The following is a 25,357-nucleotide window of genomic DNA, read 5'->3' as shown; positions in this document are numbered from 1 at the left end:
GCTCCGGGCCGATGGGGCAGCTGAATTCAACCTCGCCGATCAATGCTCTCCGTTCCAGCCATGGAATCGTGTGGCACCAAGAAAACCCTCCACAGACCTGCGCAGGAAGACGCGGCCGTAGTTGCGGTCGTCAGGAGTAAACGGTTGCACACCTTGTTTTTCAAGCTCCACACGCAGGCTCTGCCAGCTTCTGTGGTAGGCGTTCGCCATCGTGCGGGGCGTAAAGTACTTCGCGTGAAACGCATCCGCGTCAGCGGTGCTGATATAGAACTGCTCTGCGTTCGTGCGGGGGTTGATCGCTCGGGTTGCGGGCGTCTGACCGTCGATTATGAGCCGACGTAAGCCTGAAGGCGGGCTGAAGCCAACAGATTTCGCAAAGGTCTCTATGCTGAGGCCCGGGGGCGCGTCGCCCCCGAACAAGCGGGCGACCTCCTCATGATCGACATATACCGCGGCGTATCCGGTCCGTCCCTCGAGGTTCCCGGTCCGGCGCAGCCGCCCATCCGTGATAGCGCGGATGATTTTTCCTGGTCCGATCTTGAGCCGCTGAGCTGATTTGGAGATGTGCTCCCAGCCGTGTTGGGGCTGACGAAGCTGAATTGCGCCTCGCAACAGCCCCGTCAAAAACGCGGTGCCCGTTCGAGGGTCCCAGACGTGTTTGGTTTCCGAGGTTTCAAGCGTCGGCTTGAGAACCCCGTCGGCGACCAGAAGGTCGAATTGAGACCGGGTGGCGCCGATCATGTCCCGGAATTCCTTGGCGGTAACCAGAGCCGTCAGGTCGCGCAGGATGGGCGCCGCATCTGCAGCGTCAAATACTGCCCAGGAATCTGGAAGATCGCAGTTTTCCGGTAAGAGGTCGGCGGCGAGCAGGAGTTTCCTCAGTCGCCGAGGATCGACCCCCGTCTCTTGAGACGCCGTCGTGACGGAATGCAAGCGTCGCTCGTGAACCGATTCCCCCATCAGTTCATCACCCGGTCCGAGTGGCCAGGTGGCCGACATGTGATCCCGAAGTATGCGCTGGAATTCGGCATAGTCAGGGTCGTCTGCATAATCATGTGACAGCCGGTCGTAGAGGGCCGGATAGATTTTCTTGGGGCCATCCTGCGGGGTGTCGACCAGTTTCTGCAGCCGTGAAAGGGCGAGGCGAACCGCATCTTCGCCCTCCTGCGCAACTTCGAACCCCAGAGCGTAAAGGGCGTGTCGCGATCCCTCGGAGATGTGATCCAATCTGAGGCCCTCCAGCCTCAAAAGGGAGATTCCCAGAAGCCGACAAAAGACAGATGCGGCATGCAGCGGGTGGCCGGAAAGCCAGTCCGAGCCGGGTCCGTCGGCGAGCCTGTCATCCAGCCAGTCTTCGAAGGTGGTCGATGGCTCCTGTGGGCGATCAAGGTCTTTGTTGATTATCGCCGTGGTGATCGAGGCGAGGTGTCGAGCGTTATCGTACCGTTCCGTGGCATGGGTGTCACGATAAAGCGAAACAAGGGGATGGTCATGCAGTCGACATGCGGCGACGTGCGGCACAGCCCAGTGACCGCGGAGGCCCATGGCTTGAGCTGGCGCAAGCGGGCTGCTGGCGGCGTCCTCTCTTAGACACAAGGGGCATCCTCTGATCTCGGGGCTCCGCATTGTTTTCCCGTGAAATATGTGTCCCCGGAACGAAACGCGGCGTCCCCTGAGGGTTGTCGGTGACCAGGCGGCCAACTTGGTCTGCGAAACGCCCCCGAGGCCTGCAATCCGCTCAAGGGCGGCACTGTCCCCATCTACGACTGACCGCAACGACACTCCGAAGTCCCGACAGAACGCAGACGCGGACAGCCCGTTTCGCGCCGCGAGGCGCGACGTGTAGGAGGTCGCCGTCTCTCGCCATAAGAGCGAAACAGTCAGTGGTAATTTCTGTGACATCAGACCCGCGCCGACATTTATTTTTCACGGGGCATACCCTGTGTTTCGTTGTAGGCCTACGCCCTACCACGAGGTCATTGACCGGTCGCACAGTCTCAGCATGAAGACGAACATTCAATGCAGATCGGGGTGTAAGCGCTTAATTGCCTTGAATGATTTCGGAAAATCCATTTGGATTAAGTATGGCGTGGATGGCTCTGGCCTTTCCCGGTCGATTCTTGAACGGGCTGGGCTCGAGGAGCACGCGGAACACTGATCGTCGATCAGGGAAAAGAGGCGCCGCCTACCGAAGTTATCAGGACCGAGAATGATCTCAGCTTACCCCACCCCAGGCGCCGTCATCAGTCTACGTTCGGCCACGTGGAAAGTCCTGAGCACCTCGACCCTCAAGCGCGGCTTCAAGGAGGTCTATTGCCGTGGAATCAGCGGCCTTGTGCGCGATAAGGAGGCGCGCTTCGTCTGGGACCTTGAAAAGGGCGCCCGAGTCCTCGACCCATCAGCCGTTCACTTGGTGCCGGACACCTCTTCCGGTCTCGTTGATACGAAGCTGCATCTTGAAGCTGCATTTCGGAACACCCCGACGACGACCCGAGAACCTCTGACACTCGGCAAGGCCGCGATCGATGATCTGCCGTTCCAGCACCTTCCGGTAGAGCGGGCGCTCGCGCAGGACCGAGTGCGGCTGCTGATTGCGGATGATGTTGGGCTTGGGAAAACCCTCGAAGCTGGCCTGATCACTTCTGAGCTGGCTCTCCGAGGGCGCGCAGACCGGATCCTCACGGTTACGACCCGAGCGATGCTCACCCAGTTTCATAAGGAATTCTGGACCCGGTTCTCGATCCCGTTGTCCCGTTTGGATAGCGCTGCGATCCGGCGCATGCGGAACCAAATTCCTGCGCACTACAACGTGTTCGATCAGTTCGATCGATCCATCGTCTCGATCGACACGCTGAAACGGGACGCGCAGATCCGGGACGCGATCAAACATTCGTACTGGGACCTGATCATTATCGATGAGGCCCATAACGCGGCGGCCCGGAAAGCGGCTGTCGGATCTAACTCACTGCGTGCGGAACTGGCGCAGCTCCTTTCGCGTCGGACTGACTCTCTGCTTTTGCTGACCGCGACGCCTCATGACGGGTCGCAGGAGAGCTTTGCCAGTCTCATCGAGATGCTGGACCCGACACGGGTACCCGACCCTACCCGCTTGCACCGTTCTGATATCGACGACCTCGTGGTCAGGCGCTTCCGCTCCGATAAGAACGTCGCGGCCGATATCGGGCAGCAGGTGCCGGGCCGCGAACTCATCCGCCGGAGCTTCCCGTTGAGCGCGGAGGAGGAGGCCGCCTACAAGTCGATTGCTGATCTTCATCTGGACCTCGACGAGCAGTCCACCAAGGGACGCGCGATCGACCTGTTCCGGACAACCCTTGCAAAGGCGATCTTTTCCAGCCCCGCCGCTTGTCTCGAGACGCTTGAGCGGCGCATCCGGGGAATCGGCAACGGGACTGCGCGGGGGACAGAGGAAGACCAGTCCCGGCTTCAGGAACTCGCCGACCAAGTGAAGGCTATCGATACTCGCGCCTTCAGTAAGTATCAGAACCTGATCCAGATGCTTCGGGATGCAGGCTGGACAGGAAAGAACCCGCGGGATCGGATTGTCATATTCTCTGAGCGGATTGCGACGGTAACCTGGCTCGCCGAGCGGTTAAGAGAGGATATGGGCCTGTCGGAGGATCAGGTGGCTCGGGTCGACGGGGGGAGCGTCGAAGCGGATGTCCGGACTCAAGAGGTTATCGAGGCCTTCGGTCAGGAGAAGTCCCCGGTCCGGGTCCTTATCGCTTCCGACATGGCTTCTGAAGGCCTCAACCTCCATTTCCAATGCCATCGGCTGATCCACTTTGACCTTCCATGGTCTCTTTTGAGGTTCCAGCAGCGCAACGGACGTATCGACCGTTACGGTCAGGACCGGTCTCCACTGATCACTTATTTGGTGGGCGAGAGCACGCACGAGAAGGTGCGGCAGATGTGGGTCCTCGAGAAGCTCGTGGAGAAAGACGAGGCTGCACAGGCCGGAGTCGGAGACCCGGCGGTATTTCTCGGAAAAGGGGACGCGGATGAGGAAGAGGCGGTCACGGCCGAAGCGGTCGCCGCGGGAACAGGCGCTGAAGCGTTCGAGGACCAGATGAATGCACGCGCTGCCGAAGCGGAGCAACATCTTGAGGTCGACGATGAGCTTGCCGCCCTTTTTGGAGACTACGCGACCCCGGCCGCGCCGAAATCAGACCGGAGTACCGAGAAGGATGTAATACCGCCGCGCCTGTTTACGGATACGTTTTCCTATGCCGCTGCCATGGTTCGTCGCCTGTCGCTGTCAGAAGAAAGAGTTTTCCCGACCACACCTGACATTTCCACATCCGAGCGGATGATCCGTATAAGTATCCCGAAAGATATGCGCGCTCGTGACGCGTTCGGCTATGCCAGTGAAGGTGCGGTTGACGGCCGGTTCATGCCCCAGGAAGCGGTGGGCGTAGGAGACCGGATCGAGCTGACTGATCAGGCGCAGGTGATCAATCAGGCGATCGACCATGCCAAGATGCAGGAGCGTTCTTGGCCGACCGTGCAATACCTCTGGGACGGACACCCGATAATGGAGTGGTTCGCGGACGAGGCCAACATGTTCTTTCCGGAGCACTCAGCCCCAGTCGTACCATTGAGTGCGCTTGCCGAGGGGGAGGTCGCGGTGATGATGCATGGGGCGATCCCGAACGCGCACGGCGCCCCGGTTGTGGACCGTTGGGCCGTGATTGTTCACGAGCGGGACAAGGGCCTTCGGATCGAAGAGGTGTCGGATTTCATAAAAAGGGGGCGCCTGTCCGAGGACACCCCGGGCAGAGCGGTGGAGAAACTCGGTCCGGCGCAGGCGGCAATCAAGCCTGTGGTGGATCGGTTCCAGACCCATCTGCGTGAGCTCGGGAAGGAGCGAGCGGCTCTGATCCAGGCTGACCTTGACGCAGTCCTCGACCGCCTGGGCGAGCTTGAGGGGCGTTTCAAGGCCCAACTCACCCTGGATCTGGGTGAGGAACCCGACACCTCCGTAGGTCTCAGCCCGTCCGAAAAGAGGCGTTTGAATATCCGGCGCGCCAAAGAGCAGAAAGTCGAGCGCCTTTTTCAGGAATGGACTGAATGGTTCCAGCGGACTCGGCAAATGGTGGACGATCCGAACCCGTATGTGGACGTCAAAGCGGTATTTGTAGGGTAGGCTTATGGACCTGATCGGGATCGAAAATGAAGCAGAGTTCTTCCCATCCGGAACCCTATCGGATGTTCTTAAAGAAGAATTGTCTGACATCACTGCCCGGTGGGCGGGTTTCGATAGAGCTGACCATCCGATAGAGCGCTTGTCCCGGGTTGCCGTCCCCACAATCGAAGCGCTGCGACAGATCAGGAACGGAGCACATAAGGACCGCCGCTCTGAACTGGTCCGGGACGCGCATCACAAAATCCTCAACGGCCTTGGGTACGCATGGAAACGCGAAACCGTGTTTACTGCGCTCGAGGACGCACCCGTTATCCCACTCGTCTCACGCGTGGCGGACGCAGCCGGTCGGGACGCGCTCTGGGTCATCGAAGCCCCGCTTCCGGATGCCGAAGACGAAGCAACAGACCCGCTCAGCACCTGTTTTACGCGGGATCAGTTTCCTGACGACGGGGGCGATGGCGCCCTGTTGGACCGGACCATCGAGTCTGTTCTGGCAGAGGGGGTGTTCGAGCTTACTGATGGACCGCGCCATGTCCTCGTGTTGGGGCTTTCCCAGATTGTCCTGATCGACAAACGGAAATGGCCTGCTCGTTCTGTCCTCCGCTTCGATCTTCAGGAGATCTTCACCAGGGCCGACCGGGATACATTCACGGTGATGGCCTGCCTGATTTCGCGAGAGGCGCGCGTCCCGGATCAGGGGGTGCCGATCTCGGACCGGCTGGAAGAGGAGGCGCAACGGAACGCAAACGCGGTCACCACCTCCCTCAAGCGCACCGTCCGGGATGCCATCGAGTTGCTCGGACAGGAGGTTCTCGATGTCAGCGACGGGAAACACCATGGGGTCTGGATCGACGGCCCCGAACTGTCGCGTGAATGCCTGCGTTATATGTATCGTCTGCTCTTCCTGTTCTATGCGGAGGCGAATCCTCGCCTGAACCTGCTCGACCTTAAGAACCCGATCTATGCGACGGGCTACTCGCTCGAAACCTTGCGCGATCTCGAATCCGTGCCGCTTCGGACAAAGGCCGATCGCGAAGGGACCTTCTTGTGGGAGAGCCTCCAGCGAACCCTGACCCTCCTGTACACGGGCCTCGACCTCGCCGACGAGGAGAAGGGGGCGGGCCTCCGCCTGCCGGCTGTCAAGGTCTCCCTGCTTGATCCCGAGAGCACACCGCTCCTGAACGGGCTCGCGCTTCGCAATGAGGCGATCCAGAAGGTGATCAGGCTCCTGTCGCTTCGGTCCACCGGGAAGAGCACCGGTCGGATCTCCTATGCAAAACTCGGGATCGGCCAGCTGGGCGCGGTTTACGAAACCCTGATATCGTTCACCGGCGTTGTCGCCAAAACCGACCTCATCGAGCTGAAACCGCGCAAGGGCCGGTCCGCAGGGGCGGATGACCAGGAAAACGCGCCTGAGACAGACGAGGAGCTCGAAGAGGAAACCCTCGAGGTCGCTGATGAGGACGAGGAGCAGGTGTGCCGCAGCGACAAGGTCGATCCGCTCGCCCCGAGCTGGTTCGTCCCACGCAGCCGGATCAAAGAGTTCGACCAGGAGGAGATCGTCTTCAGAGGGTCGGAGGCGTTCGTCTACCCCAAGGGAACCTTCATCTACCGCCTTGCGGGCCGCGACCGGGAGAAATCGGCCTCCTACTACACGCCGGAGCCGCTCGCCCAGCTGTTGGTCAAGCACGCGCTCATGGAGCGGTGCCGGGACCTGACTGCGGACGACCTTCTGGACCTGAAAATCCTCGAGCCGGCCATGGGGTCCGCGGCCTTCCTTGTGGAAACCACGAACCAGCTCGCCGACCTCTACCTGGAGCGCAAGCAGAAGGAGACGGGCCAGACGATCCCGCAGGACCGGATCGTGGTCGAGAAGCAGAAGGTCCGGGCCTATATCGCGGACCGCAACTGTTTCGGGGTCGACCTGAATCCGATCGCCGTAGAACTGGGGGCGATCTCGCTCTGGCTCAACAGCCTGCACGAGAGCGACTTCTCACCGTGGTTCGGGGATCAGCTCCATGCCGGTAACTCCCTGATCGGGGCGCGGCGGGCCGCCTACAAACCGGCCCTGCTCAACGCCCGGTCCCAGAAGGACCTCTGGCTTGGCGCGAAACCGGACGAGATCGGTTGGCGCAATCGCCTTCCCGAAAACCATGTGTGGCAGTGGCTCCTACCCGCGAAGGACATGGCGAACTTCGACAAGGACAAGTCGATCAAGCCTTTCGCGGGTGACGCGCAGGAACAGATCAAGGCATGGCGCAAGGGCGGGTTCTTCAAGAAGCTGGAACCCCACGAGGTCAAGCTGGTCCAGAAGCTCAGCCGTGTCGCCGAGGCCCTGTTCGACCAGGTCGCTGAGGACCTCGCCAAGACGCGCGACGCGGCGAATGACGAGATCACGCTATGGCCGGACAAGGTCATCTCCGGGAACAAGGGGCTGGATTTCCACGCCAAGGAAAAGCTGCAAGCGCACCTGATCGGGGCTGACCACGCCGCCAACACGCTGCCCTACAAGCGGCTCAAGACGGCGATGGACGCCTGGTGTGCGCTCTGGCTCTGGCCGCTCGACAAGGCGGAACTGCTGCCCAGCCGGGCGGAATTCCTGCAGGGGATGGCGATGATCCTCGAGGGCGGGTTCACGCCCGACGGATCACTGGCCGCGCCCAGCATGGACGAGTTCGCCGACCCGTCGCCGGATTTCCTTGATCTGATGGAGCCGGACGCGCCCGCGCGGGACCTGTTCAAGGCCGCCGCGAAGCGGCAGGACGGGTTGTTCCGGGAAACGAATGTCGAGGCGCTGATCGAGACTTTCGACTGGCTCGGCGTCGCGGTCGAGGTGGCCGAGCGCGAGCGCTTCGTGCATTTCGACCTGATCTTTGCCGACATCATGAAGGCGCGCGGCGGGTTTGACGTGATCGTCGGGAACCCGCCGTGGGCGAGGCCGGGCTGGAACGAGGGACTGGTATTGGCGGATATCGACCCGCTCTACGCAGGGCTCTCCGCTTCTGATGCGAGGAAGGTCCTGGGCAAGGCGTTGCCGAAAGCGCCGTCGGTGCGGCGCGAGGGGCGGACCGTTCCGGCGGTCGAGGCTTTCCTGCAGGACTTTGTCTCGACCCGGGGGGCGATGGAAGTGACCTCCTCCGAGTTGATGAACCCCTTTGCGGGGGGTGGCTCGAACAACCTGTATCGCTGCTTTATCGACCTGTCGTTCCGACTGGTCGCACCGCCGGGCTATGCGGCGCTGATCCATCAGGACGGGCATCTGGGGGACCCGAAGTCAGGAGCATTCCGGCGACACTGGTACGGTCGGATCGCGAAGCATTTCGACCACAGCAACAAGATCACCACCAAGAACTTCGCTGAGGTGGTCGATCACGTCCGATTCAGTTTGAACATCTATCGCGGTACTCCCGCCGAGGTGAGCTTTGAACAGTTCAGTTTCGCGTTCCTCGCCCGACAGGTTGAAGAATCCTACGCAGATCCAGACGGCCTCGGGGAAATTCCTGGCATCAAGAACTCCGATGGGAACTGGGACACGCGCGGCCACCGTGACCGTGTCATGCGGATCGACCATGAGGCGCTCTCGGTGATTCATGCCCTTTCAGAAGAGGAGACGGTTCCGGTTGAAGAGGCCCGGTTTATCCAGCCCTATTCGGCCCGGACCCTCGATGTGTTCCGCCAGATGGCCCGCTTCCCGAAACTGGACGCGGCGATCCCGAAGATCGAGCGTACGGTAAACAACGCGACGGGGGAACGCATGGTTAAAGTTCCGCTGTGGCAAATGGGTCACGACTGGAACGAGACAACCGATCAACGAAATGGGAACATCCGGCGCGAGACATCCTTCCGCCCGGCGGATCAAATGATCCTCCAAGGTCCGCAGTTTCACGTTGGGAACCCGCTATACAAAACGCCAAAGGCCGTTTCGCGGACGAATGCGGACTATCAAGTTATCGACCTGACCAGTGCGCCCGACGATTACCTGCCGCGCACCAACTACGGCCCTGCGCTGGAGATGGGAGAATATCGGAACCGGATGACCCAATGCCGTTGGGACCCGACGAAGAGTCATGCCGATTTCTACCGTGTCGCGTTTCGGAACATGATCGCGCTAAACGGCGAACGGAGTTTGATCGCCGCGGTCATCCCGCCAGGAACGGCACATGTTCACACGGTCGAGAGCGTCGCGTTCAAAGATGAATTGAACACTCTTTCTCTGATTTCGGCGTCAACATCACTGCTCTTCGATTTCATGATCAAGGCGTCAGGTCGTGGCCATATTCACGATTCTGATATGGCCCACTTTCCTTGGGGCGAAATCGAATTGACGGCTCTACATCGCTCGCTGCGGCTCTCCTGCCTGACCGCCGCCTATGCCGACCTCTGGAACCGCCACGCCACCGCGCTCGACGTCCTCCCGTGGTCTTCCCCTGACCCCCGGCTCCGCCTCGAAGGCCCGGTCGAAGGCCCGACCACTTGGGACCGCACCGCAGGCCTCCGGACCGAGTTCGCCCGCCGCATGGCGCTGGTCGAGATCGACGTGCTGGTGGCCCAAGCACTCGGCCTGACCCTCGACCAGTTGATCGAGATCTACCGGATCTACTTCCCGGTCCTGCAAGAGAACGAGGCGGGCACCTGGTATGACCAGAACGGCCGGATCGTCTGGACCTGCTCCAAGGGCTTGCCCGGCGTCGGTTGGCTCGACGAAAAGGGCAAAAGCCCCGGCCGCGCCGCTTGGGAGAAGATCCTCGCCGACAACCCGCCCGAGCTGACCTGCACCGCCATCGACGACACGATGCCCGACGGCCCGCGCGAGGTCACCCGCCACTTCACCGGCCCGTTCACGACCTGCGACCGGATCGAAGACTACCACCGCGCCTGGGCCCATTTCGAGCGGCTGAAATCCGCGGAGGCCGCTGAATGAACCCAGTCCTTCTTTCCCGTCATGTGCAGGACAGCCTGCGCGAACTGGTCCACACCACGCTGAACAGCACCAGCCCCGCCTTCGAGGGGATGGTCGACCGGTTCATCTCCGAGCCGGGGAACTTCATCAAGGGCCCGTGGATTTCGGTCGACATGCCTTTCCGCCAGATCGATGGGGCGAGGGACGGGACCTGGGACCAGCCCTTCCCGGAGGTTCCGCTGCGCTTTGCGCCCTACCAGCACCAGATGGACGCCTTCGCCCGGCTGAGCGGGGCGGCGATGCGCTCGACGCTGATCGCGACCGGGACCGGATCGGGCAAGACGGAATCCTACCTCTGGCCGATTCTCGACCACTGCCGGCGCAACAAGGACAAGCCCGGGATCAAGGCGATCCTGATTTATCCGATGAACGCGCTGGCGACCGACCAGGCCCGCCGGATCGCGGCGGCGATCTCCAGCATCCCATCCCTGAACGGGGTGCGGGCCGGGCTTTATGCGGACCGGCAACCCCAGAACCCGGCGCATGAGGTGACCAAGGACAGCGTGATCACCCATCGCGAGACCATGCAGCGGAACCCGCCCGACATCCTGCTGACCAACTACAAGATGCTCGACTACCTGCTGCTGCGCGGGCGCGACAAGACGCTGTGGGAGCGGAATGATCCCGAGACGCTGCGCTTCCTCGTCGTGGACGAGATGCATACCTTTGACGGGGCACAGGGCGCGGACCTCGCCCTGCTGCTGCGGCGTTTGAAATACCGGCTCAAGACCCCGGAAGAGCACTTGGTCTGTGTCGGGTCCTCCGCGACGCTCGGCTCTGGCGAAGAGGCGAAGACCGAACTCAGACGCTACGCGGAGACGATTTTCGGGGAGACCTTCGATCAGGAGGCCGTGGTTACAGAGACCCGGCAGACCCCCAACGAGGTGTTCGGCGATCCTGAGTTTCTGGATCGGCCCGACCCGGCGGAAATCCATGCCGCGCTGCGCGAGGCGGAAGAACTGGACCAGGCTGGTGCAGCTCTCCGGCTTGCTACGTGCCTGTTTCCCGACCGGACAGACCCGGACCTTGCGTTTCTGGACGAGGAAAAACCCTCGGAGCCGTCCTGGCGGATCGCGCTTGGCGAACGCCTCAAAGAGCATCACCTCTTTCAACGCGCCCTCAAGATCATCGCGGAGCATAAAGGCCCGGCCTCTCTCGAGGCGATTGCCGCCGGACTGACACAGGTCAAGAGCATCCGGGAGTGGACCGAGGCGGATCATCGTGCTCTTGCCGAATTGGTGGTGGCGCTGGTGGCTTGGGCTCGGTCCGGGTCCGCTGAGAGCCCGCGCCCGCTGTTCAACGTCCGGCTGCAGCTATGGATCCGAGAGATGTCCCGGATGGTAACGAACCTGCCGCGGACCGAGGCGGGCGGGACCGGGTCACAGATGGATCTGTTCCACGCTCTGGACCTCGACTGGGACAGGTCGCGGCGCGCTCTACCGATCGTCAACTGCAACCGATGCGGCGCGACAGCCCATGTGGGACGGCTCAACCCAAGCTCGAACAGCTGCTGGGCGCCGCTTGATCAGCTTTACGAGGAGTTCTTCGACGAGAACGGCGGGGAGCGGATCCGGCTTTTCTATCATGACTCGATCGACCGGATGGTTCCGGCGAGCCGAGGCGGCGGGAAGATCGTCAAGGGCGCGCTCGACTCGGACACGCTCGCCTTTACGCCTTGTGATCATGATGACCTTGAGGTTGGTCCGGCTGCTCCTGTCTGGATGTATGACCCGTCCGACACCAACGGCCGAATTGACCGGAGCTGTCCCGCCTGCGGTCAGGCGCGCGGTCTGCTTCTCTTCGGGATGCGGGCGGCGCGATTGACCACCGGGATCACGGGAACCTTGTACACGTCGGCGCAGAACGAGGAGGAGCCGGACGCAAAGCCCCGTTTCCTCGTTTTTTCGGACTCGGTACAGGATGCAGCGCACAGAGGCGCGGTGGCTGAGACCCGTAACGCGCTCTCTGTGTACCAGAAATCGCTCTTTACCGCCCTGCAGGGAACTGAAACGGGCAGTATGAGCCTTGGGACGATAATCGAGCAGGTCCCTGACGCCCAGCTTGATATGCTTGGGCCGGATGCGTTCACAGCCCTGTTTATCCCGAAAGAGCAGACATGGCGTGGTCGATATCAGGACTTGGTCATGAACGGGACCACGATAGCGGACAACGTGTTCCTCGAGCACATGAAGATCCGGCTCGGTTGGGAGTATTTCGTCGATCTGAGTTATCGGGCGCATTTCAGCCACACGCTTGAGGTGAATGGGGCCGCAGTCGCAGACGTGAGGGGTGAGCTGTTGCGCGCTTCCGCCGAGCGGCTCGCGAGCGAGCTGCGTAACGAACTCCCGGGCGCGCCGGATTTTGACGTAAACCTGCTCTCGGGCTTTCTGTCCGGGGTGGTCCAGCGGATGAGGCGGCAGGGATCGGTTGCGCACCCGTATTTGGTCAGCGCGATCGCCACAGGACGCGGAAGTTACGGGTTGAATTGGTTCGCGGCGCAGCAACAGGTCGGAGTGCGCCGTACCGGGGCCCTTCCTGCGCCCGACAGCAGCCGTGGGCTCGCTCCGATCCCGGTCACACTTCATAAAGCGCCGATTGGTTTTGAACGGATCACGAAGGCGCATGTGTCGAGTTGGTATCGTGATTGGCTGTTCCGGGTCTTGGGGCAGGCTGAGCTTCGTTACGGGACTGACCCTGACACGATCTATCCGATGGTCATGCGGCGGCTCGAAGCAGACGGGTTGGTGCGGCGCGTCGACGGAGCAGACGGCGGTCAGCATGCATGGCTCCTTGAACCCGGTCAGGTCACCGTTTCGACGCACACCACTGGGTTCACCTGTGACCAATGCGGGCGACAGGAGACCGCGCTGCGGGCTAACGAAGAGATGGTGACCGGCTCACCCTGCACCAAGATCGGATGTGAAGGCCATCTGGTGGTGGCGGCGCAACCACCGCGCCCGGCTCTGCGCCGGTCCCTGCAATCGGACCGGAACCATCGCGTGGTCGCGCGTGAACACACGGGTATTCTGACAACAGATGATCGGCTCAACATCGAGACCGGGTTTATCGAAGGCGAGACGCCATGGGCCCCCAACCTCATCTCGGCCACTCCGACCCTGGAGATGGGGATCGATATTGGTGACTTGTCCACCGTGTTGCTGGGCTCGGTCCCGCCCGAAGAGGCGAACTATGTTCAACGGATGGGTCGGAGCGGGCGGCGTGACGGCAACGCGCTAAACATGGTGCTGGCGAACTCAAGAGCCCACGACATGCAGTTCTGGGAGGATCCAACGCCGATGCTCGCCGGGCAGGTGCGCCCCCCAGGCGTCTTCCTTGCCGCAGAAGAGGTCCTGCTTCGGCAGGTGACGGCTTTCGCGTTCGACGCCTACGTCGCCTCTTCAAATGAAGCGGGAGACTACGGGAAGGTTCGGGACGTTCTGAAGCGTCGGGCCACCGGCGCGCTGACCGGGTTTCCGACCGAGTTGCTGGAGATGATCCGGGAACGGGGCGATGAGCTGGCGACCGAATTCCTGTCGGGGCTGCCGCAGGAGGTTCAGGAGCGTGCGGATCTTGCGACCCGGGTGCGTGGCTACCTCACCGGAACGGACACAAAATCAGTTGGTTGGAGGATTGGAGAGGCGTTTGACGCAGCGGCGGAAGACCGCGCGCGACTGGTTGAGAAGCGGGAGGAGGCGACAAAAGAGCTCAAGCGCCTTCGGGCACGTCGTGCGGAACTGACCGAGAAGGAGTTTGAACGTCTTGAGGGCGATATTTCCCGGGACCGGGCAGAGATTAACCGGCTGATCCGGAACGGCATAGATGACCTGTCCGTGATCAAGTTCCTTACGGACAAGGGGATCCTTCCGAACTACGCCTTTCCCGAAGAAGGTGTGAAGCTGACTTCGATCCTGTCGCGCCGGAACGATTCAACACGAAATGGCGGCACAGCGGATGAGGACGGGCTGATCCAACTGGACTATTCACGCCCGGCGAGTTCCGCTCTCTCGGAGTTTGCGCCTGGGCAGTACTTCTATGCCAATGGGCGACAGGTTCAGATCGAGCGGCTCGAGATCGGCAAGGAGGATCTGACGCCATGGACCTTCTGCCCTGCCTGTTCCCACGTAGAAAGCCGGGTCGAGGGCGCGGACACGAGCAGCTGTCCGAGCTGTGGTTCGGACATGTGGTCAGACTCCGGTTCACATCACGATGTGGTGCAGTTGAAGTCCGTGATCTCGGTGGACAGTGAAGAGAAGGCGGCAATCCGCGACGGCGACCAGCGTGATCAGCGACAGTTCGACCGCGTCCTGATGCCGTTTCACGCCCCCGAGGACATCGTTTCGTCCTGGTTTACCAGCAGAGAAAGCGGCGCCCCGTTCGGGTTCGAGTTTCTACCGTCCTGCACCTTCCGGGATTTCAACTTCGGGTCGAAGTCCGCACTACCTGGACCGAAGATAGCGGGGGAGAACCGGCCGGCTCAACCGTTCAAGATTTGCCGACACTGTGGGACCTTGCAGAAACCGCCGCGTGACGAGGATGACCGGGGCCAACACCCGCCAACATGCAAGGTGATGCGCGAACCGGACCTTGCCCGCGAACGCTGGGAGACGGGTGCCTTCCTGATGCGCAAATTCGATACGGAAGCGATCCGGATCGTGATCCCCGTGGTCGGGGAAGCGGACGACGACGATCTGAAAAGTTTCGTGGCTGCAATCAACCTCGGGATGCGGCGGCATTTCGCGGGTAAGGTTGATCACCTGCGTTCCACCGTCTTCGCGGCACGCTTGGACGGGATGACAACCGTTCGGAGCCTCTATCTCTACGACTCTGTCCCGGGGGGTTCCGGGTACCTACGTCAGATCGGACAGCACCCTGACACTATGCGCAAGGTGATCAGCCGTGCGGTGGAAGCGCTTCGCGACTGTCCGTGCAACCAGCAGCCGGACCGGACAGGGTGTTTCCGCTGCGTAAAGCCGTACCGGTCACAGTTCGGGCGAGGCGAGCCGGACCGTGACCGCGCGCGCCAGATGATGGAGACGATCCTCGAAAAATGGGACAGTCTGGGCCGCACTGAGACCGGGATTGACGCATCGATCCGTGGAGCGCTCGTGGAAAGTGCGCTGGAACGGCGGTTGCTCCAGGTGCTGGCCCGTGAGTACGGGGAGAAATCGCTCACGCCCCAGGTCCTCTCTGGCGGGCGGCGAGGCTTCATCCTGCGCGCAGGCTCCGAGACGGCACCTCAGCTTTGGACGATTGAGCCTCAAGTTCAGATTGATGCCCGTTTCAACGGGCTACCGCGCAAGCGGGTCGACTTTGTCTTCTCACCGGTCGGGCGGTCCGACGCTCTCCCGATCGTGCTGGAAATGGACGGTATCGAGTACCATGCGGAAACGGTCGCCCAGGACCTTCTCGATCGTATGCTGATGATCCGGTCAGGTCAGGTCCGGGTCTGGGCTCTGTCCTGGCGTGATCTGGATGTGGAGGACAAGGCTTACCTGAACCCGTTGGTGGAGCCGGCGTTGAGCCCCGCAAAGGTAGGCCCTCTGAGCAGCGTCTTGGCGGCGCCCGCCTTCTCAGAAAAGAGCAAAGACATTCAGGCGTTTCAGGCGGAGAGCTCTTTCATGGCGTTTAAGCGTGTGCTCGATGGTAATGCGCGCGATGACGTTGCAACACGATCTGTTCTGGCCCGGGGTCTCATTGCGATGGGTCAGCCGCTCGATCAGCTGCCGCGTCAGGCGGCGATGTCCGAGGAGGGGCGCGAGTTTCTGCGTACCCCGGATCTCATTGAACATGTCGGGGCCGGACCAATCGATCTGTATATGGCCTGTTCGAAAAAATCCCCGACGGAGTGGCTGGGGTCCGATGAGGATATCCGGATGCTGTTGCGTGCCGAGCTTCCTGCTCCGGGAGAGGATCCTGCCTCGAAAGCACATTACACGGAAGCGTGGCGTGGGCTTTGGCGGCTCATTAACATGTTTCAGGGGGTGCGCGGTCTCCATGTGGAACTTTCTGGGCTCGACACTCTGTCACCGCCGGACATGACCACAGGGACTGGGCGGACTGATGCCGACAGCGCGGCATGGGATGAAGCGCGCGCACTTTGTGATGAGGACTTCCACCCTCTTATAGATGCGCTGGTTGCTGCAGGGCTACCTGGACCGGATCATATCGGGGATGACCTTGTCACCGCGCAAAGGGTGGTCGGCACGATCGAGTTCGGTTGGTCAGCCACCCAGGTAGGCGTGATCGAGCAGCCCTGCCAAGGCTCGGACTGGACGCTTGTTTCGTTCGATCCTCAAACGGACCAACTCGGTGAAACGGTGACCCGTATACTTCAGGCATTTCAGGAGACGAACTCATGATGGACGCGATCAACAAACGGGTCTCATACGACATTGGCTGCATGAAGAGCCTTCGCAAGCTCCCGGACCGCGTGTCGCTGCGGTTCATGGATTTGATGACCAAGTACATGTCTGATCCCTCCGCGAACGGGCTGAACCTTGAAACGGTGGAGGGGGCCAAGGACAGCTCGATCAAGTCACTGCGGGTGGACCAGGGATACCGGGCCATCGCCTTCGAGGTGGGCCGCGACATCATGTTCGTGCATGTCAATGAGCACGACAAGGCCTACCGCTGGGCGGCCGGACGGCGGGTGAAGCTCGATCCGAGCACCAACAGGGTGCGGATTATTGAGGAGCTGGATGCAAGCCAGGTTTCTGCGGACGCCGCCGCACCGTCTGACGCGCGCCTGTTCGCTGAAGTGGCCGACAAACGGTTTCGTGCGCTCGGCGTTCCGGACGAGGAGCTCCCCGCGATCCGGGCTCTTACGACTATCGAGGCGTTGGACGCGGCTGAAGACGATTTTGACCCACTGACTGCGCAGGTCTTATACGCGCTGGCGGCTGGATATTCGGATGAAGAGGTGTACGCCCTTACGGGTGTTGCGGAAGAGCCGCCGACGGCTCCGGAGACGCCCGAGGCGGACCTTACTTTCGATCAACTGATTGAGACCAACGAGAGCAGGCAGACCATCTTCATCCCGGAAAGTCAGGAAGAGCTGCGCCGGGTCTTTGAGGAGGGGCTTGAAGGGTGGCGGGTCTTTTTGCATCCGGACCAGCGTCGGCTCGCATACCGGGACTATAACGGCCCTGCCATGGTTCGAGGGGGGGCAGGCACCGGCAAGACCGTTGTCGCGATGCACCGGGCTAAGCATCTCGCAGACGAGATCAAGGCGGATCCGGCCCGGGCCGGACAGCGCGTCCTTTTGACGACGTTCACGACCAGCTTAGCCCATGATATTGAAGCTAACCTACGGACCCTGTGCCCGGATCATCTCGATGCGCGGCCGCCCCGGATCGAGGTGATCAACCTTGACCGCTGGGTATCCCAGTTTCTGAAGCGGAAGAATTTCGTGCGCGAGGTGGCTTTCTTCGGCGAGGCGCGAAAGCAGCTCGATGATATCTGGCACGAGGTCTTCGATGACCATGAGTTGCCTTTGGGGCTTTCCGAAGCCTTTGTGAAAGCGGAATGGTCGCAGATCGTGCAGGCGAAGGGGCTCACGGACAAACGAGCCTATCTCAAGGCGTCCCGGGCAGGCCGCGGGACCCCGCTTGACCGGCGTAAACGCGCGGCTCTCTGGGATTTGTTCGAGGACTACCGCGCGCGGATGATCAGCGAAGGGCTCGCGGAGCCGGATGACGCTTATCGGGAGGCGATTGATATCCTCTCCGCCGAAGCGCCGAACCAACCTTACACAGCAGTAATCGTGGATGAAGCGCAGGACATGGGAGAGCAGGCGTTCCGGCTTATCCGGGCTATCGTGCCGGAAACCCCAAACGGTGATCAGAACTCAATATTCATCGTTGGCGACGCGCATCAGCGCATCTATGGGCGCCGGGCAAGCATGTCGTCATGCGGGATCGAGGTGCGCGGTCGCTCAAGACGTCTGCGCCTGAATTATCGAACCACGCAAGAAATCCGGGCGTGGGCCGTATCCATCTTGGAGGGAGTACCCGTGGACGATCTGGACGACGGGACCGATACGCTGCGTGGCTATGTGAGCCTGCTGCACGGCGCTGCACCGGAGCTCGTCGCGTGCGCCTCTGAAGGGGAGGAGCTCGAGGGTTTGGTGGCCTGGGTTCGGGCGCTCCCGTCCGATCAGATCCAGCTTGCCGATATCGGGATACTCTGCGCGCGACGGGCCGATGTCCATCGGGTACAGGAGACGCTTCGCGGATCCGGGATTGATGCTGTCGTCCTCCAGTCCGGTGCGGATGACCGGTCGGTCGCCGGCGTTCGGGTTACGACGATGCATCGTGCGAAAGGGCTTGAATTCTTCGCTGTGGCGATCCCGTTTCTGTCGGACACGGCCTTCCCACCCCCTCGCGCTCTGAAATCGGCTGTAGACGATGCAGATCGGGTGGACATCGTTACGCAGTACCGGTCTCTTTTGCACGTTGCGGCCACACGGGCGAAAAAGGCGCTTCGGGTTTCTTGGTCCGGTGAGCCGACCGATTTGATGACCCGCTACGCCGAAAGATGATCAGACGGTCACCTCCGAAGTGGCTGTTGAAACTGGAAAGTGACCCGTTTGGGGCGATACCATGGATGGAAATGTTTCTCACGCTGCCCCCGGGTGGCGTTCGAGAGGCCTTTCCAGATCCTGCCAGCTGTGCGGCGCGGCTTGCAGTTGTGCGTTGGCCCAAGGGTGTCCGATGTCTGTCATGTGGAACGGACGATGTCGGTTTCGTCGAGAAACGTGACCTGTATCAGTGCCGCACGTGCCGTCGTCAGTTCTCCGTTACTACCGAAACGGTTGCCCACCGGTCCCGCTTTGACCTCAGGCTATGGTTCGTATTCGCAGAAGAGATCATATCAGCATATGCAACGCGTAGTGAGGACACCGTTTTAGTCGGGCATGGTATAGCTGACCGGTATGGTATTTCATATGCTGCCGCCCATCGGCTGAAGACGTCATTGACGAAATCCCTCTCTGAGCCTGGCGGTGGATTGATCGGAGCCTGCATTTGCGTGCGCTCGCTTCCGGTCACGCGCGACCCAGGGCTTTCGACTGAGGAATGGCACCGCAAGTTGTTGGACGCGATGCTTTAAGAACTGCCCGGCGCGACCGCCTTGATGTTTTAACGAGACAGCTTGTACCCAACTATCGCGCGTGGGCCGGTTCCTTGAATTCACATTCTAGATTAACCTCTCAAGCATCGGCGTGATGGTGAGGTGACGATCTGGATCGCGGTGATGAGCGAAAATGTTGCGAGGTAAATTTTTCGCATATTTTCAATAACTTGACTCATTTGCGTCGATCCCGTTAGGTCGTCGCGGCGATCGAGTGAGGAGTCGCCGACCACACCGGATACGCACCCAGTTTGAACAGGAGTAGGCGGAAACTGAGGATGAAAGAAAAAGGGCACGCCAGTGGCGCGCCCAATAAGTTGAGGGCCTGATCGCCCTTGTATCTCTTGCCATGATAGAGACCACGAACGGTCCGGGCAAGCGCGATCATCAGGCTCTCAAAGAGAAAACACAGGAGAATCCGAAAAGGCGAGCTTTTCGGACAGGAGAGAGCTATGTCTATTTTCCTTGAGGAAGAGGTCGGCCGTAAGCCGACGGGCAAACAGCCCGCGATCCAGGTTCCGGAGATTTTCGGGGTGCTGCCCTTTTCTGGCCATCGCAACCCCCTGACGCGCAGCACGGTCGCGCGCCGGGTGTCCGCCACATTCGCGACAAGGGCGACGAATGGTATACCCAAGGTCTATCACTTTGAGGCTCTAACGGAATGGGCGGCGACCCTCGACGTTCTGCTTGATCCCACGGTGTACGGCATCGAGGTCCAGCTTCCGCCGATCCCGTATCCTTGGCCCGGCCGGAAAAAGCCGCGCGAGCACCACTTCGACATGCGCGTCACCTTCGAAGACGGGTTCCGGCGCGCTGTTTTCGTCCGGAACGGCCGGAGCCTGGCGAAACCGAAAACAAAAGCAGAGATCGACGCCATCTTTGATGCGATCCCGACGGGTTTTTCGGACGACGCGATCGTAGTCAACGGGGACGACTATACCCGTCAATACCGCGATAACCTATTTCGGGCCTATGATGCCAGTCAGCGGACGGACCCTGAGGCTGACGAAATGGTCAAGGAGGCCGCGTACAGGACGAACTACTGGTTTCTGAAAGACCTTATCCAAAACTCGAGCCTTCCGTCGCCGCGCGCGTTCGACGCCGCCTTGCGCTTGATCGGTCAAGGCCTTCTTGCCGCTGACTGGTATTCGGTCATCAACATCCACTCACGCGTTCAGCTGCCTGCATGAGTGGTGCCCCTCTGTATCGCGTCCCCACCGGCTCGCGCCTCGTTCTCGAGGGGCGCGACTGGTTGGTCATGGGCCGAGAGGAAAACGGCTTTGCGGTCGAGGGGGTCGAAGACGGTGAGTGCCTGACGCTCTCATTCGAGCGGGTGGATCATGCGATCAAGAATCGCAGTTGCGAGGTTATAGCTCCTTCCGACGAGGAAAGGCGGGACGCTCTTCTGCGCTACACAGGCGGACTTGAACTGGTCGAACAGCTGTCTGACGAGCAGCAGAAAACAATCCGTTTTCGCCTATCTATTGTTCTTGCGATGGACGCTTTGGAGGCTGAAGGAAAAAAGATTACACAACGGAGTGTCGATACGAACGGTGTATATCGCCATGTCCTTCTGAAAAAGGCCTCCGAATTTCACAAAGAGGGGAGTTTTCTGGGTCCGACGCGAGGCGGGCGGGTCAAGCCCGGATTTAAGGTGCCTCAAGGGCGCACTCTGAAAGACTACCAGACGACCTTCCATGAGTTCGGCAAGAACCCGATAGTATTAATGGATCGTGATCATCTGAAAGGAAATCGCACCCAGAGGATGAGCGATTTCCAAGAAACCTACATAGAACATGTCATCAGTCTGTGGAACGACAAGCGCCACCCAAAACTATCGGCACTTTTGAAATTAGTGGAAGGCGAGTTCCACGTTCCACCTCAAGAAATTGCAGCTGGGTTCAAGTTTCCGTCAATCACAACCATCAGAAGTCGAATCAAAGCGATTTCGGAATTCCTGAAAGAGGGCGGGCGGAACGGGTGGCAGTACGCTCGTAACCGGATAGGCGCTGGCTCCACCGATATTCGCGCCCTTTTTATGGGTGAGAACGTGATGGTCGACCAGGTGTATTTGTCAATTTTCGCGGATGCTGGCGGCGTTATTCGAGCAAAGCGCCTGGACCCCAACTCTGTTTCGAAAGAACTCGAGCAGAATGAAATCAGACGTTTGTGGCTACATGTTATGATCGACGTGGCAACCCGGCTTCCATTGGCTTGGATCATCGCCAAATCGGCTGATGCTGATCACACGTCTGCGTTGCTGCGGATGGCCACGCGAGATAAGACCCGTGAAAAAGTGCGGTACGAGTGCAAAATGGATCCGGCGCCAGCCGTACGCATCAAGAAGTTCGAAGCAGACAACGGTGCGGCGACCAGAAATGGGGAGATCTACGGCGCACAATTAGGGTCGGGGATGACGCCAATACTCGCACGAGCCTATTTTTCGTCAGATAAGCCGCATATCGAGACGATATTCGGGACGAGCCAATGGCATGTATTGAACTTTTCACCCGGATACACCGGAAGCCGCCCGGGTGAACTGAAAGATTATGATCCAAAAGGATCTGTCGGACTGACCCACGACGAAATTTATGGACAATTGACCCGCTACTTCGTCGATGAGTACTCCCATCAGCCGCACCGTGGTCCCGGTATGTTTAAGGCAACACCCTGGGAAAAGTTACAAGAAATTACGAAAACCTATCGCGAGATCGACCCACCTTGTCAGCGAGAACGTTGTTTACACCTTGGGGTAAAATACGACGCCAGCGTCACGTCAGAAGGTGTCAGGGCTTTCAATATTCCTTTCAACTCCACCGAGCTTATGCAGTTCGCGGGCGGTGCCTCGCGTAAGGTGACTGTTCATATAGACCCGGATGACCTCCGGCACGCCTATGTAACGGCTAAGGGAAGCTCCGAGGTCATCAAGGTGAACCTGTCAATGACTGTATTTGCAGACCTCACGCTCGAAGAAGCGATCGAACTGATGGAAGAGGCCAGCAAACGTAACCCGAAGCAGCAAGAGATTCATGACGAACACCTTAAAGAAGTACGGGCGCGCCGAGCGCGTGAGTCCGGGTTCTTCCCGGATACACGCGACCCCTCAAACTTCCAGACCCTGAACGACTTGAGGCGTCGCGCTGACCGGTTGGCTCAGGTATCCTCCCGACCGCCGGGCGCGGTCGGGCCGACCGCTCGGCCGGGGCGTCTAACAGATCGCAGCGGCGCGACCCCGGCGTTTAAGGTTGGTCAGAAGGCCGCGGGGTCCGAGACTACGTCATCCCAAAACGATCATACATCCCGACCTGCGGGACGAACGTTCTCGCCCATCAAGGACAGCAAGCTATGAGTTCCATTTATAATCACCATATTGCCGAAACCGCGGCCGAAAACACCGGCCGGTATTTTCCTCTGGAGAGGGGCGAAAGGCTTCGGAAACGCGTCAGTGAGTTATTCAGCCGTCATGTCGGTAACCTCCAAAGCGACGAATGGTTTGAAGGCGAAGTCCTGCTGATCACCGGCCTGAGCGAGTCCGGCAAGACCCGTGAAACAAACGAGGTGTTGAAGCTGCTTCATGCAGAAGAGGTTCCGCTGCCGAACGGAACCTCGGCTCGCATTGCCCAATGCGACCTGAGTAGAGTTGGTGGGTGGAAAGACCTCGGGCGGCGAAGCTTGAAGTCGATGGGGTATCACCTGTCCGATAGCGCGCGCCTCACGCAAGCGGACATCTGGTCGAGGGTCGCGTATCAGGCGCAAGAACAAGGCATCGTTGGTATCCATTTTGATGAAGCCCAGCACATCTTCGCCGGGAAGTCGGATAATGACCGAGAGATGATCCTCGACAATTTTAAATCACTCATAAAAACCAGAGGTTGGCCCCTCATGTTGATCATGTCCGGCGTTCCTGAACTCGCTGACCATATTCGCGCTCTCGACCAAACCCAAAACAAGGTGACCCATGTCCACTTTGAGGGGATCGACCTGCCGGAAGATCTGAATGTGATCCACGAGATCGTGGGAAGCTATGCCGTCAAGAACGGTCTCGCGGTCGAAGAGGACCTTTTGACGGAGGACTTTTACCACCGGCTTGCCGTCGCGTCTGCCATGAGGTGGGGAACGCTGATTAAGATGACGGTCACGTCGATCGCAAAGGCGCGCATATCCGGTGCGTCCACTCTGACCCGGGACCATTATGTGGACGCTTGGGCAGAGAAGGCCAACGTCAACGCCTTGGCGACCCCTTTCACCCATGATGCATATGAGACTATGTTCCGGCCTGATAAACCGTTCCAGGCGTTCATCTCCTAATCGCTATTTAAATCAGTTCAGGACAGGGAACTGTGCTCCGGCACGGTTTTTTGTTTTGCTCCGCATTATCCAAGTGAAACGCTGATTTTTCTGTCCTGAGCTTGACGTTATCTACATAAATCGCGGTTTTTTGGTGGATGCGAGCGGTGTGTTTCATGGATCAACCAGTGGATACGGGGTTGCAGCGGGCAGATCTGTTCTACAACTTCTCATTCACCGACGAATCGGTTAGTCATCACATGGACAAGCGTCGATATAAAGAGAAATTCCTCAATGCCGTTTGACCCTGAGATTGCTGCGCACGCCTCGTCGCTCGGGAGGACTTACTGCCAGCTGCGGGTTCTCCCGAACATCCTCGACAACACGCATCCCACCAAAGTCGGGATATGGGAGGTCCCGAACACGCCGCCGCGGGCAAACGAGGGAGTTGTCGTCGCGGATCGTGAAGAGCTTCGTGCTCTTCTGAGACGGCTGGGAAGAGATGAGGCCGAAGCTGATCCGGGACGCGGATCCTTTAGGTAAGAGTTCACCCTTCGAGCGCCTTTCGCTCGCGCTCGTGAAACTAGCCTTGCGCCGACACGTACCGTTACAGCGTCGACCTACCTACGCCTAGTTTAGCGCACCTTCCCCTGACACTCGATCGCGGACCCGCATCGCGGCGGCGGCCGGTCTAAATTGGGTCTTGGTGAGCGCTAACTATCGGTCGCCTTGCTCCCTCGTGCCCGGGCGGCGCCCAACCCGTTTTTTTGTGTTTATCTATAGCGTTAACAGAATGCATGCGGCCCGCAAAATGGTTGCGTAATCTTATGGTGTCGTGCGCATGCTTATGCATTCCGCTCGATGCCGGGAGGCTATAAGATATTGATATTATGTAATTTTATTTCGATTCGAATCGGCTTTCGGGAGCGGTGCGCACTATTATGGTTTCACTCGGTCATGTATGTTGTTGTGTAGGACCCACCAAAAAATGACCATTTGTGGGGGTTTTTGTCCACTCTGACACGGCATTCGTGTCCATTCGAGTCTACGAATTTAAGAAAACATATGTAAATCAATGGGTTGCGGGATATTGCGTCGGGCGGCCCATGGCGTCCCTGGACGGTCCGTCCCCGCTCGGCGCCTCCCTTGACCGGGGCCGCAGTTCCGACGCACGGATAGCCCCAAGACACCCGGGGTCTTTTCTTCCAATACGCCTGCCGCGGCCTGCGCCTCCGGCAGGGCGGCGTGGCGGCGCTTGCCGCGCGCCGAGCCAGAAAGGACTCCCCTCATGCCCAAGCTGCCCTTCCTTCTAACCCGGCTCGACAAAGACATCCCCGATGTCACAGACGTCTCGGCCCGGTTGCGCCGGCACCTCATGCGCCTGCGCGGCCACCCATTCGGCGAGTCGGACATCGAGGCGTTCCATCAAGCGATGGACGCAATCACGGATGACGATGTGGCTCGCTTCCGCGCGCGTGCGCAGGCCTATGTCGAGCGCGCCCGCGCGGCCTCGGGCACCGCTCACCTGAAGCGTGAAGAAAAGCAGCGACTCGCGGCGGTCCAGGACGGGGTCCGCGCGATGACCGTCGAGACCGAGTCGCGGGCCGACGAGATCGCCGCCGACATCCACACGCGGATGCCCTGGATGGCCCCGGCGACCGAGGTCGCCTGGCACGCGATGCGCCGCTGCGCGCAGGAGGGCGCGCCGGTGTTCCGCCTGCCGCCTATGTTGCTGATCGGCCCGCCGGGCATCGGCAAAAGCCACTGGGCGCGCGCCCTGGCCGCAGCGCTCGGCGTGCCGACCACGCTGGTCGACG

The 25,357-nt window shown here is 60.2% G+C and carries 11 protein-coding genes; 9 read left to right on the top strand and 2 right to left on the bottom strand.

Annotated elements, in window-relative coordinates:
* Positions 1–39: 39 nt before the first annotated feature.
* Positions 40–1,902: a TniQ family protein gene (locus tag ACH107_RS12345; RefSeq protein WP_412506110.1), complete on the bottom strand. Its 1,863-nt coding sequence runs from the start codon at positions 1,900–1,902 to the stop codon at positions 40–42.
* 307 nt (positions 1,903–2,209) lie between these two features.
* Here ACH107_RS12345 and ACH107_RS12340 point away from each other — a divergent pair, with 307 nt between their 5' ends.
* From ACH107_RS12340 to ACH107_RS12320, 5 genes are read left to right on the top strand one after another with little or no spacing between them, the layout of a single operon-like run.
* A complete protein-coding gene (locus ACH107_RS12340; protein WP_412506109.1) occupies positions 2,210–5,164 on the top strand; it encodes a DEAD/DEAH box helicase in 2,955 nt (984 codons plus the stop codon).
* A 4-nt stretch (positions 5,165–5,168) separates the two neighbouring features.
* Positions 5,169–10,085, top strand: coding sequence for an N-6 DNA methylase (locus ACH107_RS12335; RefSeq protein ID WP_412506108.1), 4,917 nt, complete (start codon positions 5,169–5,171; stop codon positions 10,083–10,085).
* Positions 10,082–16,483, top strand: coding sequence for a DEAD/DEAH box helicase (locus ACH107_RS12330; protein WP_412506107.1), 6,402 nt, complete (start codon positions 10,082–10,084; stop codon positions 16,481–16,483). The genes ACH107_RS12335 and ACH107_RS12330 overlap by 4 nt, the downstream gene beginning before the upstream one ends.
* Positions 16,480–18,663: a UvrD-helicase domain-containing protein gene (locus ACH107_RS12325; protein WP_412506106.1), complete on the top strand. Its 2,184-nt coding sequence runs from the start codon at positions 16,480–16,482 to the stop codon at positions 18,661–18,663. Before ACH107_RS12330 ends, ACH107_RS12325 begins: the two co-directional genes overlap by 4 nt.
* Positions 18,660–19,232, top strand: coding sequence for a transposase (locus ACH107_RS12320; protein ID WP_412506105.1), 573 nt, complete (start codon positions 18,660–18,662; stop codon positions 19,230–19,232). The genes ACH107_RS12325 and ACH107_RS12320 overlap by 4 nt, the downstream gene beginning before the upstream one ends.
* Positions 19,233–19,446: 214 nt before the next feature.
* Here the strand turns inward: ACH107_RS12320 and ACH107_RS12315 are convergent, their stop codons facing one another.
* Positions 19,447–19,641 carry a hypothetical protein gene (locus ACH107_RS12315; protein WP_412506104.1) on the bottom strand — a complete coding sequence of 65 codons (195 nt, stop codon included), beginning with the start codon at positions 19,639–19,641 and terminating at the stop codon, positions 19,447–19,449.
* Positions 19,642–19,705: 64 nt separating this feature from the next.
* Between ACH107_RS12315 and ACH107_RS12310 the strand changes: the two genes are divergently transcribed.
* The 4 genes from ACH107_RS12310 to ACH107_RS12295 form a co-directional block, all read left to right on the top strand.
* Positions 19,706–20,443 (top strand): hypothetical protein, encoded by a 738-nt coding sequence (locus tag ACH107_RS12310; protein ID WP_412506103.1) that lies wholly within the window; start codon positions 19,706–19,708, stop codon positions 20,441–20,443.
* Entirely contained in the window at positions 20,440–22,602 is a 2,163-nt protein-coding gene (locus ACH107_RS12305) for a Mu transposase C-terminal domain-containing protein (RefSeq protein ID WP_412506102.1), read from the top strand. The genes ACH107_RS12310 and ACH107_RS12305 overlap by 4 nt, the downstream gene beginning before the upstream one ends.
* Entirely contained in the window at positions 22,599–23,561 is a 963-nt protein-coding gene (locus ACH107_RS12300) for an AAA family ATPase (RefSeq protein WP_412506101.1), read from the top strand. The genes ACH107_RS12305 and ACH107_RS12300 overlap by 4 nt, the downstream gene beginning before the upstream one ends.
* Positions 23,562–24,828: 1,267 nt before the next feature.
* On the top strand, positions 24,829–25,357 hold a 529-nt coding region (locus ACH107_RS12295; RefSeq protein WP_412506100.1), incomplete at its 3' end, for an AAA family ATPase.

Source organism: Roseovarius halophilus (ex Wu et al. 2025) (assembly GCF_047086965.1).
The sequence above is the reverse complement of the archived record's forward strand: the minus strand, read 5'-3'. Positions and strand labels throughout refer to the sequence as shown.

Bases quoted from the DNA above. Each gene is read 5' to 3' on its own strand.
- ACH107_RS12305 (WP_412506102.1), top strand. From the start codon at position 20,440: ATGAGTGGTGCCCCTCTGTATCGCGTCCCCACCGGCTCGCGCCTCGTT.
- ACH107_RS12335 (WP_412506108.1), top strand. From the start codon at position 5,169: ATGGACCTGATCGGGATCGAAAATGAAGCAGAGTTCTTCCCATCCGGA.
- ACH107_RS12330 (WP_412506107.1), top strand. From the start codon at position 10,082: ATGAACCCAGTCCTTCTTTCCCGTCATGTGCAGGACAGCCTGCGCGAA.
- ACH107_RS12315 (WP_412506104.1), bottom strand. From the start codon at position 19,641: ATGATCGCGCTTGCCCGGACCGTTCGTGGTCTCTATCATGGCAAGAGA.
- ACH107_RS12340 (WP_412506109.1), top strand. From the start codon at position 2,210: ATGATCTCAGCTTACCCCACCCCAGGCGCCGTCATCAGTCTACGTTCG.
- ACH107_RS12325 (WP_412506106.1), top strand. From the start codon at position 16,480: ATGATGGACGCGATCAACAAACGGGTCTCATACGACATTGGCTGCATG.
- ACH107_RS12310 (WP_412506103.1), top strand. From the start codon at position 19,706: ATGTCTATTTTCCTTGAGGAAGAGGTCGGCCGTAAGCCGACGGGCAAA.
- ACH107_RS12320 (WP_412506105.1), top strand. From the start codon at position 18,660: ATGATCAGACGGTCACCTCCGAAGTGGCTGTTGAAACTGGAAAGTGAC.
- ACH107_RS12300 (WP_412506101.1), top strand. From the start codon at position 22,599: ATGAGTTCCATTTATAATCACCATATTGCCGAAACCGCGGCCGAAAAC.
- ACH107_RS12345 (WP_412506110.1), bottom strand. From the start codon at position 1,902: ATGTCACAGAAATTACCACTGACTGTTTCGCTCTTATGGCGAGAGACG.